Source organism: Chryseobacterium sp. KLBC 52, from assembly GCF_003347605.1.
Lineage (GTDB): Bacteria > Bacteroidota > Bacteroidia > Flavobacteriales > Weeksellaceae > Chryseobacterium.
Window position 1 is genome coordinate 81,319 of sequence record NZ_QDFZ01000014.1, and the last position, 17,042, is coordinate 98,360.

The window sequence follows — 17,042 nt, forward strand, 5'->3', positions numbered from 1 at the left end:
TTTAAATAAATAAAAGATAAAAAGATCTTTTAATATTAAATAAATTAAAAATGAAATTAGAACTCAAAAATCCTTTAGTGCTGATGCTGCTGTGCCTGATGACCGGAATGTTTCTGACTATAAGCTTCCTGGAGACACCTTTGAAGTTTCAGGTTCAGGGAATCACCCTTCAGACTGCATTAGGATTAGGAAAACTCATGTTTGGACTCTCTTCAAAAATACAATGGGGATTTCTTATTGTAATACTGATTCTGATGCTCATCAGCTGGAAAAATTACACTAAAACTGACTTTATCATTCAGGCTGTTTTATTTTTCATACTTGCTATAGAACAGTTCTGGATGTTGCCCGTATTGGATTCTCGTGTCGATTTACTTTCGTCAGGAAAAACACTATCTCCAACTCCACTCCACGACTATTTTATTTATGCTGAAACCGCGAAAGCATTAATGCTCATCACAGCAATCATTTTACAATTCAAAAGAAATACGGTTCAATAATAACACTATTCATTATGAAAACACCCGTTCAAAATACCATTATTGCATTAGCTTTAGCCACATTATTATTTTCCTGTTCCAAACCGGAAACAACTCCCATTCCTCAAGCTGTGCCATATTCTGAACAACAGGTCGTCCAACCACAGCCAGTAGAAAAAGTCCCTGAAGTTTCAGCTTCCAATGATGGGTCAAAGCACGAAGGATTGAAGTTAATTGAAGGAACAGATTGCCTTACCTGTCACAAAATAGATTCAAAATTAATAGGCCCTTCTTATCAGGAAGTTGCTGCAAAATATACGGATGCTGATCTTGATATGCTGGCACAGAAAATCATTGACGGTGGTAAAGGCAATTGGGGCGAAATCCCAATGACTCCTCATGCAGGATTGAGTAAAGAGAATGCCCAACAGATGGTAAAATATATTTTATCACTCAGAAAACAGTAAAAAAAAATTTAAAATAATAAAAGACAAAAAAGTATTATATTATGAATACAAGAACAGACTTTATAGGAAATATGGTGGCTGAAGATTTCAGAACAGCCGCAATTTTTAAAAGACATGGCATTGATTTCTGCTGTAAAGGTGGAAGAACCATCGAAGAAGCATGCAGTAATAAGAAACTTGCTCCTGAAAAAATTTATGAAGAACTGGAAGCGCTTCCAAAAAATGAAGGTACTTCAATCGATTTCAACAGCTGGCCTCTGGACCTTCTGACAGATTATATTGAGAAAACCCATCACCGCTATGTAGAAGAAAAAACTTCTGTTTTGCAGGCATTTCTTGATAAATTGTGCAAAGTACATGGAGGAAGACATCCGGAACTGTTTGAAATCAATTCTTTATTTAATGAATCAGCACACAATCTGGCTGCCCATATGAAAAAAGAAGAACTCATTCTGTTCCCGTTTGTAAAAAATATGGTAAAGGCTAAAATATCCGGAGGTTCTCTTCCAAAGCCTCATTTTGGAACCGTAGAAAATCCGGTTCATATGATGGAACATGATCACACCATAGAAGGAGACCGCTTCAGAAGGATTGCAGAAATCACCAACGAATATCTTCCGCCTGAAGATGCCTGCAATACTTATAAAGTAGCTTTTGCCATGCTTCAGGATTTCGAAAATGACCTGCATCAACACATCCACCTTGAGAACAATATCCTTTTCCCCAAAGCGATCCGACTGGAGAAAGAATTTACCGTTGAATCTTAAAAATTAATACAGAATGACACCTAAAAAACTTTGGATATGGCTTGCTGTAGTAATGATTGCTTCGTTTGCGGTTCTTATCTTCTATGGAACTGAAATTTACAGGAAAATCCCACCCATTCCGGACAAAATAATCAGCACAGACGGAACGGTGATTGCAACCGCACAGGATATTAAAGACGGACAGAACGTCTGGCAGTCTATTGGTGGACAAACGGTAGGAAGTATCTGGGGACATGGTGCCTATATTGCTCCGGACTGGACGGCCGATTACCTTCACCGGGAATCTGTTCTTCTGCTTGATGAACTGGCGAAAAAGGATTGCAAAGTTTACAAAGAACTTCCGGATGTAGAACAGGCCAAATATCAGGTATTGCTGAAAAAAGAACTTCGTACCAATACTTTTAATGAAAGTAAAAATGAAATTGTTTTTTCCCCGGAGCGGGCGGAAGTGCAGAAACAGCTTGCACAGTATTATTCAAAATTATTCATGAATGATGCTTCCATGGCAAAACTTCGTGACCAGTACGCCATTCCTGAGAATACCATCAAAGACACGGGAAGAATGGCTAAAATGAATGCTTTCTTTGCTTGGAGTACATGGGTTTGCATCACAGAAAGACCTGGAGATGATGTGACCTATACCAATAACTGGCCGCATGATGAATCGGTTGGAAACGTTCCTCCCCCTTCACTGCATTTATGGTCAGGGTTCAGCATATTACTTTTATTAGGTTCGGTAGGCCTTTTGGTATTTTATCATGCCAGAAACAAAGAGGAAGAAATCAGTGAAGCACTACCGCTCGAAGATCCTCTTCGCAATATGAAACCTACCCCTTCTATGAAAGCCACGTTGAAATACATTTGGGTCGTTGCACTGCTGATCCTTGTTCAAATGCTTGCCGGTGTAGTTACAGCCCATTACGGTGTGGAAGGAAGCGGATTTTATGGGATTCCCCTGGACCAGTTTTTACCACAGTCGGTTTCCAGAAGCTGGCATGTACAGCTAGCAATATTCTGGATTGCCACCTCATGGCTGGCCACAGGACTTTATATAGCTCCTGCAGTTTCAGGACATGAACCGAAATACCAGAAACTGGGAGTGAATGTATTATTCGGAGCTTTATTGATTGTTGTGCTGGGATCATTAACCGGACAATGGCTTGGTGTGATGCAAAAGCTTGGACTGGTGGATAATTTTCTTTGGGGACATCAGGGATATGAATATGTAGAACTGGGAAGGGTATGGCAGATCTTACTGCTTATAGGGCTCATTCTCTGGTTGGTTTTAATGGTCCGAGCATTACTTCCCGCTTTAAGACGCAAAGACGGAGACCGTCATTTGCTGACCTTATTTACCCTTTCATCTGTAGCCATTGCGTTATTTTATGGAGCAGGATTAATGTATGGAAGACAAACTCATATGGCCATTGCCGAATACTGGAGATGGTGGGTTGTTCATCTTTGGGTAGAAGGATTTTTTGAAGTTTTTGCAACGGTAGTGGCTGCATTTTTATTTACAAGACTGGGATTATTAAGGCTGAAATCTGCCACCAGTGCTGTTTTATTTTCTACTATTATCTTTCTTGGCGGAGGAATTCTGGGGACATTCCACCATTTGTACTTCAGTGCTACTCCTACCGCTGTGTTGGCTTTAGGAGCTACTTTCAGTGCGCTTGAAATTGTTCCGCTTGTTCTGATAGGCTTTGAAGCCTACCAAAATTATCAACTGAGTAAATCAACCCCATGGATTCAGGCTTACAAATGGCCTATCTATTGTTTCATTGCCATGTGTTTCTGGAATTTCCTTGGTGCAGGGATCTTCGGGTTTGCCATCAATCCTCCTATTGCATTGTACTATATCCAGGGATTGAATACCACTGCGGTACATGGTCATGCAGCCTTGTTCGGAGTTTATGGAATTCTGGGAATCGGATTAATGATGTTTGTTTTGCGAGGACTTTATCCAGACCGTCAGTGGAACGATAAATTAATTGGCTGGGCTTTCTGGATGATTAATATCGGATTACTGGTGATGGTAACCATCAGTCTTCTTCCAATAGGCATCATGCAGTCTGTTGCCTCTATAAAAGAAGGTTATTGGTATGCACGTTCTGCAGAGTTCATGCAGACGGACATTATGCATTTTCTGAGATGGATGCGTGTGCCGGGAGATATTTTGCTGGCTGCCGGGGAACTGCTTTTAGTAGTTTTCATTATCGGACTGAAATTTGGATGGTCGTTGAAAGAAAAACGATAGTATGAATGGTTCAAATCTCATAGAATTTTTAATCTTTTAAATTTGATGATTTTTACATTACTTCAATTTAATTTTTAACGCAAAGGAATAATATCATTATGCTTATTTAAGGAAGCGAAGAAGAGCGACTTTGTCGCGGATGAAGCCTTATGGTAATACATTCGCTTAAAAATGATCAATGAAATTGATCAAACCTCTTTGCTCCTTTAAAATCATAAGAATTATAAATAAAACTTTGCGTTTATAAAATGAGATTTTATTCATTCATTCTGATTTATATTAAAAAAGCCTTTAAATTAAATATTTAAAGGCTTTTATTTAAGTTTTACTGTGTCACTTTCATCATCGCATTTGTGATTTCAATTTCTTTTTTTCTTGAATATGTGGAATCAAAAGGTTCCATAACATTGAATAAATACTGATAAAAAGGAGCAATCTGCCGTACATTTTCAGCTTCCTTCCCTGCTTTTTCTTTGCCCATCTGTTGAAGTCCTTTGATAAAAACACTGAATTTCTTATCAATAGGCTCCATCGATTTTAAAAGATATGCATGGGCTTTTTCTTTCTGCCCCAAAGTCTTGTAGGCATCTGTAACGGCTGCCACAACAAGTGCATATTCCATCGGTTTAGACCTCATCTGTCTTTTCGCCATTGGTTTAAATGAAGGGGAAAGATTGTGGTAATAATCATATTCTTCAAATATTCCTTTTTTGAGCATTTCTGCCAGCTGAAGACCTTTTTGCTCTTGTCCTGCAACAATATATCCGGTAACCATCGCACTTAATGAACGCGGATCATTATATTTCTCCGCCGGAATTTCTTTTGCAGCAAGATCCAGTAATTCTAAAGCTTTGGCTTTCTGTCCATTGACAACCAATGCGGACACTGCCCTGCTGACAGACATTCTGTAGCCTAAGATATTTGACGTAGCCGTTTCATCGTAATAAATACTCTGATCTTTAAAATTTCCCCATCTGAAGTTTTTCACCACATGATAAAGAGAGTTCGCATCTACCCTTCCTTTGTCTCCATCCGGACTCTGCGGAGTATGAATAGGAACCAGTCTGTAGCTGAAACCGTCAAACTGAAGATATTCATCCAGATAAAAAATATTTTCACTGTCATACATTCCGCCTGAAGAGAAATTGATCGCGCGTTTCCAATCGAAATTAGCCAGCATATCCAACATCATCAGATTACTTTTATAAAGCGTATTGGCTTCATAATTAATCGTGATCTGATCTACAGCTTGTGGAAGATCTGCCTGAGTAATGATCCCCGATTTCACAGCATTTTCTTTATTTACAGGAAGAATAAATTTACTCACCGGAAGAATATTGTATTTTTCATATTGTTTTTCTCCGAAATACATCTTCAGCAATTCATCTTTATCAGAAGATTTCAATTTCAGAAATTTCATAGCATCTTTCAGGGTCAGTGAATCCTGGGTCAGATATTTTCTGAATTCCTGGAAAGCAGTGTCTGGAGCCCCCTGTTCTTTCAGCATCTGGAAAAGCCCTTCCCAATCTTCTTTTTTCATCAGATATACCTGATCATTTACCCCATCTCTATATTCTTCATGCGTTAATTCACCCGGAATGCCCTTCGCATTGTAAGTTCTTCTTTTCACCTGATCAATATTCCATGGAGTGGCTAAAAGGGTAAAGTTCACCGTCTTCACATCATCCCTGAATCTTTCTGTTTCCTGAATCGCCCATACCGGAAAGGTATCATTATCACCATAAATGAAAATAATATCATCTTTCGGCAACGACCTTAACAATGAATAGGCATAATCACGGGCTGCTGTCTTCTTGCTTCTGTCATGCGAAGTGTAATTCTGAAACCCCATCATCAAAGGAATTCCTAATAAAATAGTTCCCAGAACAATGTTGGCGGCATTGGATTTAACCTTAGACTGAATCAGCCAAAGTATAGCTCCTGCTCCCAGACCAATCCAGATGGCAAAGGCATAAAATGAACCTACCATGGCATAATCTCTTTCCCTTACTTCAAATGGCTTTACTCCGGTGTAGAAAACAATTCCCATACTTGTCAGAACAAACAGCGAAAGCGTCGCATAAAATCTTCCAAAATCTCTGTTGAGCTGGAAAAAGAAGCCGATTAATCCTAAAATTAGCGGCAAAAAGAAAAACGTTACGGTACTTTCATTTTTAAATTTGGCAGGCATATGATCCTGATCTCCCCATAAAGCATTATCAATAAAAGAAAATCCTGATATCCAGTTTCCATTGGTATTTTCCATGTGTCCCTGAAGATCATTCTGCCTTCCTACGAAGTTCCACATCAGATATCTTACAAAGTAATATCCATTCTGAAATGATATAAAATAATCCATATTCTGAGCGAAGGATGGACGTTGCACCTTGATAAGATCATAAGGCTTCACTTTCAGATAATCTTCTGCCGTGATGGAGTCTCCTTCATATTTTGCTCTCAGTTCTTCGAAAATCCTTTTCGCTTCCGGATTGTCTGCAACATCTTCATTGTCATAATTAAAAGTAAAATCAGGCGCTCCATATAAAGAAATATAATTGGCGGTTACCTCTTTATCTTCATTGAACATCCTCGGCATGAAGCTGATGTGAGATTTATTGAAAACATAGTTGAATCTCTCCCCCGTTTTTCTGTAAGTTCCGGTTTTTTCATCTTTTTCGTAAATATCTCCGGTGATGTCTCTTTTGTAGCTTCCGTCTTCATCTTTTTCCAGCCCGTTTTTATCAAGAAATGCGGTATAATTCTGTCCGTAAATGGTAGGCCAGTCACCATATTGCACTCTGTTGTAATAATCTCTCATCCCAATGGCTGTATCAGGATCGTTAAGGTTCATCGGAGGATTGGCGTTGGCTCTTATCGGAATCACCAGCCAGCATGAAAACCCGATGATCATATAGACCAGAGATAAAACAACAGTCTGATAGAGTTTTCTTTTTGTTTTTCCCGCATATTTAATCAGAAGATAACTTATGATGGTCATGAAAACAAATGCCACAATGGTCCCTGAATGGAAAGGAAGTCCCAGCCCGTTCACGAAGAAAATTTCAAGCTTTCCAAACATGGTCATGATCAAAGGGAAAATCATCTTGAATACGAAGGCAAGAATTCCCAGCGTAACCAAATTGGCCACTATAAAACTCTTCCACGAAAAAGTATAATTTCTGGCATAATACACCAGACATATGGCCGGAATAGCCAGCATACACATCATATGCACTCCAACGGAAAGCCCTATGATAAAGAAAATAAGAATGATCCATCTCTCGTTGTCGACTGCTTTATATTCATTTTCCCATTTGGTGATGAGCCAGACCAGCAAAGCAATAAACATGGAAGCCATCGCGTATACTTCTCCCTCTACGGCTGAAAACCAGAAGGTATCTGAAAATGTAAAGCATAAAGCTCCAATCACTCCGGCAAACAGAATTGAGATTTCCTGATGTTTTGTAATTTCTTCAACATCTTTATTTAAAAGCCTTTTAAAAAAATGGGTAATTGTCCAGAACAGAAACAGGATCGTAAATGCACTGAATAACGCCGACATCGCATTGATAACAATAGAATAATGTTCTGCATTCCCTAATGCAAAAATACTTGCTACCGCTCCCATAATCTGGAATAAAGCAGCTCCCGGTGCATGGGTTACCTCCAGTTTCACGGCTGAAGAAATATATTCTCCGCAGTCCCAGAAACTCAAGGAATGTTCTATCGTCGAAAGATAAGTAATAAGCGCAATAGCGAAAAGGAACCATCCCAGTACGGTGTTCCATTTTTTAAAAGACCAGTTTTTCATATCATATTTTCCAATATGTATATGACAACTGGAGAAAAGGGTTTATTACATGAATTGTGAAATTTATTCTTTATTTTTCAATTTCAACTTTGGAAAACCTTTATCTATAGGTTCAAAATACTTTTTAATGCTATTATATTTGTATTTTGAAGTCAGTAGTTCTTCAGTTTTTTCTGAAATCCTTTCATCATGTAAAGTCAGTAGATTATTTTCAAACTCATATTTTCCAAAATAATGCCGGCTTTCACCATGCCAGTATTCATTGATCCTGTAGGTTTTGTCTTTGTATAATTTAATTTCATATCCATTAGATTTCAACTGTGGGTCAGGAGAAATATAACCTGAATATTTTACTTCCTTTTCGGATTGAACACTATTCAAATAAAGGTTTATTCCAAAAAAAGCAACTAAAAAAATCAATAATAAATTTGTGACTTTATGCTTCTCTTTATTTTTTGATTCATAAATATAAATCAGAATAAAATTGACAAATATGAGCCCTGTTACTAAAGGAAGAATAATGATGTTAGAATTTGACGCCGTAAAATCATAATAGGTATGAGTATAATGAATAAGAAGTAAGAAAAGTAAAATTACAGTTCCATATTTAATTAACACTTTCATGTCACATTCTCATCAATCGGGTTAATACGTATTATTCAATCCTCCATCCAAAGGAATACTTGTTCCGGTAAGATAATTTGAATATTCCGAAGCCAGAAAAGCCACCAGATGGCCATATTCCTCAGGCTGTCCGAATCTTTTCATCGGAATTTTATTTTCCCTCGCCTTTTTTATTTCTTCTTCTTTTGCACCAGTTTGCTGGGCCTCATGAGCTACCAGTTTTTGAATTCTTTCCGTATCAAAATATCCGGTTAAGACATTATTTACTGTGATATTATGCTGTGCAATTTCATTGGAAAGGGTTTTTGCCCAAGCGATTACTGCAGAACGGATAGAATTGGACAAGGCCAGATTTCCAATCGGTTCTTTTACTGAAAGCGATGAAACATTGATGATTCTTCCTTTTTTCTGTTGAATCATATGCGGTAAAGCCAATAATGTTGTTTCGCAAACAGTTTTAAAGAGAAGGTCAAATGCTTTCTGATAATCATCTGCATTTTTATCCAGTGCTAAACCAGGTTCCGGACCATTGGTATTATTCACCAGAATATCTATCGAATAATCATTAAAAAATCCTGCTATAATTGTCTTATAACTTTCAAAATCTGAAAAATCTGCAACCAGGTATCCATGTTTCTGATCAGGATTGATGACCGGTAGCGCATCAACGAAGTCTTTAAGTTTTGTTTCATTGCGGGACATAACGGTAACATTAGCGCCACATTTTGCCAGTTCAATGGCAATTCCGGCACCGATTCCCTGGGTTGCTCCCCCTACTAAAGCATTTTTTGAAAAAAGTTGAATATTCATATGATCTTTGGATATACAAATTGGTATAGGATAAATGTAAGAAAAAACCTCCAACTTATATTTTGAAGGTTTATTTTTTTAAGGGTTATTTCTCATTTATTTTACAACTGTAGCCTCAAGTTCTACTTTTAAAGTTTCAAACAAACCTTTTACTTCAAGCATTGTTACAGCCTGCTGAATCTGATGTCTGGCAATCCATTCCTGAAGAATAGGAAAATGAGGCCATAGCTCTTCGGTAGAAGTTGTGTAGATATTTAATCTTACAATACCGTTACATTCAAAGCCTGCTGAACGGATCACTTCTTCCAGATTGGCAATAGCCTGTTCCAGTTGTGATTTCATATCCTGAGTACTGGATGTTCCATCAGGATCAATAGCTGCCTGTCCCGAGCAATATAAAGTACTTTGCACATTTTTTACCTCTACCGCCTGTGAATAGCTTCTTTCATTCTGCCATTTCCAAGGATTAACCGTTCTTTTTTCCATTGTTTTGAATTTAGAATTACCATACAAAATTGCAGAACTGAGGCTTCAAATCCGTGTGATCCGGATCACAATTATTCTGTGAGTGTCATCACAATTCTATAGAGGCAGGCGGCTCAATGTTTCTCTGGATACACCTAAATAAGCAGCCAGAAGAGATTTTGGAACCCGTTGAACCAGCGAAGGATATTTTTTCAAAAGCTGGTCATACCTTTCCTTTATTCCGGTTGTCATCATGGAAACGGTACGCTGCTGCGCTGTAATAAAACCCATATAGGCTTTTTCAAGAAAGAAATGTTCCAGTTTCGGAAGCTGTGCACAGAGTTTTTTATAATCATCCAGCTTAATGCATAAGACTTCTGTATCTTCAATGCACTCCAAAGACATGGTTGCTGTGGCCTGCTGATAGTAAGCTGGAAAGTCTGTTTCCCACCAGTCTTCCATGGCAAATCCTATAATATGTTCTTTTCCTGTTTCGTCTGTATAAACGAGCTTCAAAAGACCTTTCAATACAAAATAGTTGTAAGGAACAGTTTCTCCTTCCTGTATTAAAAACTGATGTTTCTTATATTTTTTATAGGTAAAACAGGATGATATGAACTCAAATTCATCATCGTTAAGGGGAATTATTTTTTCGATGTGTGTTCTTAGCTGTTGCATCATATTCTGTTTCTTATGATTTAAAAATACGATTTAAATAGCTAAGGATTTTGTTTTAAAAGCTGATCAATCTGTTTATAAAATGAATCTTTACTATAATCTGCCAATCCTTTATGATGCAGACGGATCTCTCCTTTTTTATCTAATACAACAGTCGTTGGCAATGAACCACTATACAATACATCGGGGATATTTCCAGCCGGTGTAAGAAAAGGAATGGTAAAGCCTTTTTCTTTTAAATAAGATTTTCCAGGAGCAGGAGTATCATCAAGATTTACAGTAAGAAATACCACATCCGGATTGTTTTTGTACCGATCATACAGTTTCTGAACAGACGGAAACTCGGCACGACACGGAGGACACCAGGAGGCCCAAAAATTAATGAATACCACTTTATTCTGTAATGCAGAAGCATCTATAATCTTTCCATCCTCACTTTTCAGCATCAATCCGGCATAGGAAACCTTAGCAGCATTATTCCGGGTTTCTTTGGGTTCTGATATACTGGAATTGAGAATTCCTGTGGAAGCCACCTGCCTCATCAGCCATGCCTTTGCATCTTTATTCACCAAAATGATAATAAACAATACTGTAAGTACTGCTGTAGAGGCATTTTTTCTTAGCCAGATTTTCAGATTTTCCATATTCTCCTGCTTAATTCCCAGCCAATATAGGATTAATATTTTGATCAAAAGACAGGAAAGATTGTTTTTAAAACAAAATTCCCTTACATCTCAGGATTCTAGCAGTATTACACTGAAAACTTCACGTTAACAGTAATAAAATTCGCTTAACACCCGTTAATAATTTATTTTTCAACAAAAACAACAGAAAAACAACAATAAATCAATATACAATGCATAATATTATTGTTTATGTAACCATCTTATTTTATCCTTGCTTTTACCATTTCCGGAAAGCTGTTTTTTCACCGGATTTATTTCATAATTAAATTGTTACGTGTAACAAATCCCCTATTCATCTCACTAATCATACATCAATTAAACATTAATTCCTATACAAGAGATCTACTACTTTAAAATAAACTAATGCAAACATCCTTTTTAAAAATCACCGCGGCCACCGCTGCGCTCTGTTTCAGTACCCTGGCAATCGCCCAGCAAACGTATTCCGTAAGTGGAACCGTGAAAGACAAAAAAAACGGTGAACTGCTCATCGGAGTCTCTGTAAAAGTAAGTGAAGATCCTACCATCAATGTTGTAGCCAATGAGTATGGATTTTACTCACTTTCCCTACCTGAAGGAAATTATACCCTGATTATTTCCTACCCTGGATATCAGGATTTCGAACAGCAGATCAAAGTAGATCAGAATATAAAAGTTGATCTCCCTCTACTTCCTGCAGAAACTGTAGCAAAAGCAATTGATGAGGTGGTGATAACCGGCATTAAAAAGGATAAAAACCTGACTTCGGCTCAAATGGGAGCAGAAACGTTAAGCATTAAAAATATAGAAAAACTTCCTGTCCTGTTTGGAGAAAAGGATGTAATGAAAACCATTCAGCTTTTACCAGGTATTAAAAGCAGTGGTGAAGGAAGCAGCGGGTTCAGTGTAAGAGGTGGTGCTACCGACCAGAACCTGATCTTACTGGATGAAGCTCCGGTTTATAACGCCTCTCACCTACTTGGTTTTTTCAGTACATTCAACAGTGATGCCCTGAAAGATGCGAGCATTATTAAAGGGAACAGCCCCGCACAATACGGAGGCCGCCTTTCTTCTGTATTAGATGTTAAAATGAAAGACGGAAACAACAAAGATTATAACGTCAACGGAGGCATCGGGCTTATCAGCAGCAGATTGAGTGTGGAAGGCCCTATTCAGAAGGAAAAATCTTCATTCATTGTTTCGGGGAGAAGAACGTACGCGGATTTGTTCCTTAAAACCAACAAAGATTATAAAGACAACAAATTATATTTCTATGATCTGAACCTGAAAGCCAATTATCAGATCAATGAAAACAACCGTATTTACTTGTCCGGATATTTTGGAAGAGATGTTCTGGGATTGGGAGATACTTTCAATACAGACTGGGGAAATACTACTGCAACCTTGAGATGGAACAGCATTATCAGCAGTAAGCTATTCTCCAATACTTCATTCATCTACAGTAATTATGATTATAAAATCAGTCTGAAAAATGATGATACCGTATTTGATTTAAATTCAAAAATCCGTGACTGGAATCTTAAGCAGGACTTTACCTGGTTTGCAGGAAACAAACATTCTGTACGTTTTGGTCTGCAGTCTATTTATCATACCCTTACTCCGAGCAGTGCTTCCGGAACTACAGTGAGCAGCTTTGCAAGAAATCCGAGATATTCATGGGAGAATGCAGTTTATATCAATGATGATTATAAAGCAACAGAAAAGCTAACGATTAATTATGGAGCAAGACTCTCCATGTTCAGCGTATTGGGAGGTGATACATTCAATACTTACGAGAATGGGGTGCTCACCGACAGTAAATTCTTAGAAAAAGGAAAATTCGGGAAAACCTATGTGAATATTGAGCCACGTATTAGCGCCAACTACCGTATCAACGAAGTCAGCAGTGTGAAAGGAGGTTATTCCAGAAATACCCAGAATCTTCACCTTCTGAGCAACAGCAACAGTGGAAATCCTACCGACCAGTGGATAGGAAGCAGCTACACGGTAAAACCGGAAATTGCAGATCAGATCAGTCTTGGTTACAGCAGAAATTTCAACAATAACAATTATGAACTGAATGCTGAAATTTATTATAAAGACATGAAAAACCAGATCGACTTCAAAAACGGGGCTCAAATAGGTTTTGATACCGGAGCGGATGTAGAAAGTGAACTGCTATTCGGAAAAGGAAGAGCTTACGGATTGGAGCTTATTGCCAAAAAGAAAAGTGGAAAACTGACAGGATGGATTTCCTATACCCTTTCCAAAACAGAAAGAAAGATTGACGGAATCAATAATAACGAATGGTACAACGCCAGAATGGATAAAACCCATGACCTTTCTATCGTTGCCACCTATCAGCTTAATCCGAAATGGAGTTTTTCAGGACTATTTGTTTACAGCACAGGAAATGCCGTTACTTTCCCTACCGGAAAATATGAGCTGAACGGGCAAACCATATTCCAGTACAGTAATAGAAATGCAGACAGAATGCCGGCCTATCACAGAATGGATCTGAGTGCAACTTATGAACCAAGTACCAATAAACGATTCCGTGGTTCATGGACATTTGGTATTTACAACCTGTATGGTAGAGAAAATGCCTATACCATCAATTTTGAAGACAATCCTGACCGTCCCGGAACAACCCGTGCGATGCAGACCTCTTTATTCCGTTGGGTACCCAATATCACTTATAATTTCAAATTCTAAATCATGAAAAATACATTATATATCATAGTATCTCTCCTTGCCTTAACTTCTTGTGAAAAAGAGATCGACCTGGACCTGAATGATCAAAGCGGAAACATTGTCATTGAAGGAAATGTAACCAATCAATCAGGACCTTATACAGTAAAAATCACAAAATCAGTCGGGTTTTCCGAACCCAATCAGTATCCGGCAGTAACCGGAGCTCAGGTTATTTTAAGTGATAATACAGGTCAGACAGAAACCCTTCATTATGTAGGAAACGGAGTCTATCAAACAACTACTTTCACGGGAGAGCCTGGCAGAACCTATACGTTGAAAGTAGAATCCGAAGGAAAGCAATATAGCGCTCAGAGCAAAATGCCTGAAGTGGTCAATTTTGACGGATTACAGCAGAGTTCTTTCAAATTTGGAGATAAAACCACGTATACCCTCTTACCATTATTTACAGATCCATTACCATTAGGAAACCGCTACCTTTTTAGTTTTACCATCAATGATCTTACTAAAAAGTACATGAATACTTTTTCAGATAATGTGAATAACGGGTTACCCAACCAACAGCCTCTGATTCTTCCTAATGATGAGAATAAAGGCAGAGATCATGAAGTGGTAGTAGGAGATAAAATTCATGTAGAGATGCAATCTATAGATACCAACGTATTTACATATTACAGTGCTTTACTTCAGATTTCAGGCGGCAATGGAGGAACTGCAACTCCAACCAATCCTCCAAGTAATATCAGTAATGGAGCATTGGGATATTTTTCAGCCCATACGACAGATACGCAAACTTTTGTCATCGAGCAGATGACCACTCCATAAATTAAAAAAGGGATATTCCAATGGCAGGAATATCCTTTTTTATTTTCTCGCCTATCTTAATTTCCTTTTTAAAGCATAATATCTGTACAGAAGCTTGTCATACCTGATCACACAAACCAGAAACCCTGCTGTCACCATCAATGTTTTGAGACGGATCATGCTATACCCGAAACCCCCAATGATGCATCCTGAAAAAAAGCAGGCAATAATCACCAGTTTAAGAGTGATGTTCTTTGTAAGCTGTCTCTTTTCATTTTCCCGTTCTTTAAAGAAAAGTTTTGAAAGTTCTATTCCCAGATCAGTAAATAATCCCGTAAGATGAGTCGTTCTCACCACAGACTGTGATACTCTTGTGACTAATGAATTCTGAACTCCCATTGCAAAAAGCAAAAGACCGGCAATGGTATAAGGAGATATTGATAGTTTCAGTGTCTCATCATCCGATATTCCTACGAAACCTAATATCAGAATTTCAGTAATCAAAGGAATAAGATGCGGGCGAAACATTTTACGTACGGAAGAAAATTCGACCATAAAGCTTGAACAGAATGCTCCTCCCAGAAAACAGATAATGAAGACAAGATAGGTAATAGCTTCGCTGTAATGACTGAGTAAAATTTCTTCGGAAAAGAAGGCAAAGTGCCCTGTTATGTTGGTGGTAAGTACTTTAACAGATAATACTCCCACAATATTCACTATTCCGGCAACAAAAGAAAGTGCTGATGCCAGCTTAAGATTATGAAAATAGGTTCTGTTTCTCCCTCTGTGCCTGAACATTCTAAATTTCTATAAGGGTTGTATATTGTGCTTTTTTAAAATTTTACTCAAAAAAACAGCTGGATAAAATAAATAAGCAAAAAAAAATAAATTAGAAATGTCAGCATAAAGCCGTGAAAAACATATCCGCTTAACTATTTATCCAGTGTTCTTTATAGAATTACGGAATCCCCTTTAACGTAAAATTCTACTTTTTCCGTAACAAATAACAGATCAGTTTATGACATGAAGATGCCTTCAAAACCTCTCTGAAATGTTCTGTTTCTTATTTCAGTACCAATTTTATTACTTTTGTAAAAGTAATTCGTTCAGAAAAAAAACCTTGTGATATAGATGGGTTTAAAATGTGATTTAAGTTAAAAACTGAGCGTAAATTCAACAGCCGTATAGAAAAATTATGATCTCAAAATTTATTTTCAATAATCAGTATCTTTTTGATGAACTCCCCGAGTATGACAAAAATCTGCTTACAGGAGCAATGAAAACCAAAAACTACCGTAAAAATGAGCCCATATTTACGGACGGGACAAAACCTAACGGCATTTACTACCTGAATGAGGGTAAAATAAAGAAATACAAGGTTGATAATGACGGAAGGGAACAGATTATTTACATTTACAGTTCCGGAGAATTTTTCGGCTATTCAGCGATCCTGAGCAACGAATCTTATGGAGATACGACCTCAACACTGGAGAATTCAGTTATTTCTTTTATTTCAAAAGACAGCTTTCTGAATATTCTGGAACAGTCATCAGTTCTTTCAAGACTGTTATTGAAATCTCTGAGCCACGAATTCAGTGTAATGGCCAACCTTATTGCTGTTTTATCTCATCGTACCGTAAGGGAAAGAGCCGCTCTCAGCCTGCTGATTCTTCATGATAAATATAAATCCAGTGATGCTCCTGATGACGAAGTATTTATCACGCTCTCCCGTGTGGATCTTGCCAATATGGTAGGAACGGCCAGAGAAACTTTAGCGCGTATCATCAATGATTTCAAACAGGAAAAACTCATCAGATCCGAAGGACGGAAAATACAGATCATCAACTTTAAACAGTTAATTTATATTGCTAATTTTTATTAGTAAATCTTTCAAATTAAAAATCGCCCATTTCTACTGACAGCCTGTTGTCATAAACACCTGTTACCTTTGCTTATAATTAGTTTAAACAAATAAGTATCCTTATGAAACTTACCTCATTAAGAATGATCAGCAAAGACATTAAAGCAGCTGTAGCATTTTACGAACAGATTATGGGTATAACTGCCACATGGTACACGGAAGATTTTGCAGAACTTTCTACAGATTCTATTACGATTGCTATCGGAAGTACCCGGACAATGAAAATGTTCTCGGAAAGTCTGGCAGATTTCGCTGGAACAAAATCAACTATTATCGAATTTTTGGTTAACAATGTCGATGAAGAGTATGAAAGAATCAAAAATATAGCTTCCGGAATTATTCAGGAACCGACAACAATGCCCTGGGGAAACAGATCTCTCCTGTTCTGTGATCCTGATGGCAATATGATCAACTTTTTTACTCCTGTGAGTGAAGAAGCTGTGAAGAAATTCAGTTAGATTTTTTATCCATCAACACAAAAGAGGCTGTCTCAAAAGTCAAATAATTTGGTCTATGTCATTCTGAATACAGACTGAAAGTCTGCGAACGTAGTTCAGAAATGTAGTGAAGAATCTCATGTAC

At 37.7% G+C, this 17,042-nt stretch carries 15 protein-coding genes; 8 read left to right on the forward strand and 7 right to left on the reverse strand.

What is annotated here, in order from left to right:
• Nucleotides 1-50 precede the first annotated feature (50 nt).
• Genes DDF69_RS15470 through DDF69_RS15485 form a run of 4 tightly spaced genes read left to right on the forward strand, consistent with a single transcriptional unit; the run spans nt 51 to nt 3,970 of the window.
• On the forward strand, nt 51-500 hold the full coding sequence (locus DDF69_RS15470; RefSeq protein ID WP_114821558.1) for a hypothetical protein: 450 nt from the start codon (nt 51-53) through the stop codon (nt 498-500).
• A 14-nt stretch (nt 501-514) separates the two neighbouring features.
• Nucleotides 515-946 (forward strand): c-type cytochrome, encoded by a 432-nt coding sequence (locus DDF69_RS15475; protein WP_114821559.1) that lies wholly within the window; start codon nt 515-517, stop codon nt 944-946.
• A gap of 41 nt (nt 947-987) precedes the next feature.
• Nucleotides 988-1,713: an iron-sulfur cluster repair di-iron protein gene (gene ric / locus DDF69_RS15480; protein WP_114821560.1), complete on the forward strand. Its 726-nt coding sequence runs from the start codon at nt 988-990 to the stop codon at nt 1,711-1,713.
• 13 nt (nt 1,714-1,726) lie between these two features.
• Nucleotides 1,727-3,970, forward strand: coding sequence for a nitric-oxide reductase large subunit (locus tag DDF69_RS15485; protein ID WP_114821561.1), 2,244 nt, complete (start codon nt 1,727-1,729; stop codon nt 3,968-3,970).
• 325 nt (nt 3,971-4,295) lie between these two features.
• Here the strand turns inward: DDF69_RS15485 and DDF69_RS15490 are convergent, their stop codons facing one another.
• The 6 genes from DDF69_RS15490 to DDF69_RS15515 form a co-directional block, all read right to left on the reverse strand.
• A complete protein-coding gene (locus DDF69_RS15490; protein ID WP_114821562.1) occupies nt 4,296-7,781 on the reverse strand; it encodes a DUF2723 domain-containing protein in 3,486 nt (1,161 codons plus the stop codon).
• A 63-nt stretch (nt 7,782-7,844) separates the two neighbouring features.
• The gene (locus tag DDF69_RS22110; RefSeq protein ID WP_162800947.1) at nt 7,845-8,201 is read right to left on the reverse strand and encodes a hypothetical protein; all 357 of its coding nucleotides are present in this window, start codon (nt 8,199-8,201) and stop codon (nt 7,845-7,847) included.
• 225 nt (nt 8,202-8,426) lie between these two features.
• Nucleotides 8,427-9,215 carry an SDR family oxidoreductase gene (locus DDF69_RS15500; RefSeq protein WP_114821564.1) on the reverse strand — a complete coding sequence of 263 codons (789 nt, stop codon included), beginning with the start codon at nt 9,213-9,215 and terminating at the stop codon, nt 8,427-8,429.
• A gap of 96 nt (nt 9,216-9,311) precedes the next feature.
• Complete coding sequence (locus DDF69_RS15505) at nt 9,312-9,701, reverse strand: RidA family protein (RefSeq protein ID WP_114821565.1); 390 nt, start codon at nt 9,699-9,701, stop codon at nt 9,312-9,314.
• Between the two features lie 96 nt (nt 9,702-9,797).
• Nucleotides 9,798-10,361, reverse strand: a complete 564-nt coding sequence (locus DDF69_RS15510; protein WP_114821566.1) for a Crp/Fnr family transcriptional regulator — start codon at nt 10,359-10,361, stop codon at nt 9,798-9,800.
• 38 nt (nt 10,362-10,399) lie between these two features.
• Nucleotides 10,400-11,050 carry a TlpA family protein disulfide reductase gene (locus tag DDF69_RS15515; protein ID WP_228412014.1) on the reverse strand — a complete coding sequence of 217 codons (651 nt, stop codon included), beginning with the start codon at nt 11,048-11,050 and terminating at the stop codon, nt 10,400-10,402.
• A gap of 357 nt (nt 11,051-11,407) precedes the next feature.
• Here DDF69_RS15515 and DDF69_RS15520 point away from each other — a divergent pair, with 357 nt between their 5' ends.
• Nucleotides 11,408-13,738, forward strand: a complete 2,331-nt coding sequence (locus DDF69_RS15520) for a TonB-dependent receptor (protein ID WP_114821567.1) — start codon at nt 11,408-11,410, stop codon at nt 13,736-13,738.
• Between the two features lie 3 nt (nt 13,739-13,741).
• Complete coding sequence (locus DDF69_RS15525) at nt 13,742-14,560, forward strand: DUF4249 domain-containing protein (RefSeq protein WP_114821568.1); 819 nt, start codon at nt 13,742-13,744, stop codon at nt 14,558-14,560.
• A gap of 51 nt (nt 14,561-14,611) precedes the next feature.
• Here the strand turns inward: DDF69_RS15525 and DDF69_RS15530 are convergent, their stop codons facing one another.
• Nucleotides 14,612-15,337, reverse strand: coding sequence for a YoaK family protein (locus tag DDF69_RS15530; protein WP_114821569.1), 726 nt, complete (start codon nt 15,335-15,337; stop codon nt 14,612-14,614).
• Nucleotides 15,338-15,734: 397 nt separating this feature from the next.
• Here DDF69_RS15530 and DDF69_RS15535 point away from each other — a divergent pair, with 397 nt between their 5' ends.
• A complete protein-coding gene (locus DDF69_RS15535; RefSeq protein ID WP_114821570.1) occupies nt 15,735-16,421 on the forward strand; it encodes a Crp/Fnr family transcriptional regulator in 687 nt (228 codons plus the stop codon).
• Between the two features lie 101 nt (nt 16,422-16,522).
• Nucleotides 16,523-16,918 carry a VOC family protein gene (locus DDF69_RS15540; protein WP_114821571.1) on the forward strand — a complete coding sequence of 132 codons (396 nt, stop codon included), beginning with the start codon at nt 16,523-16,525 and terminating at the stop codon, nt 16,916-16,918.
• Nucleotides 16,919-17,042 lie beyond the last annotated feature (124 nt).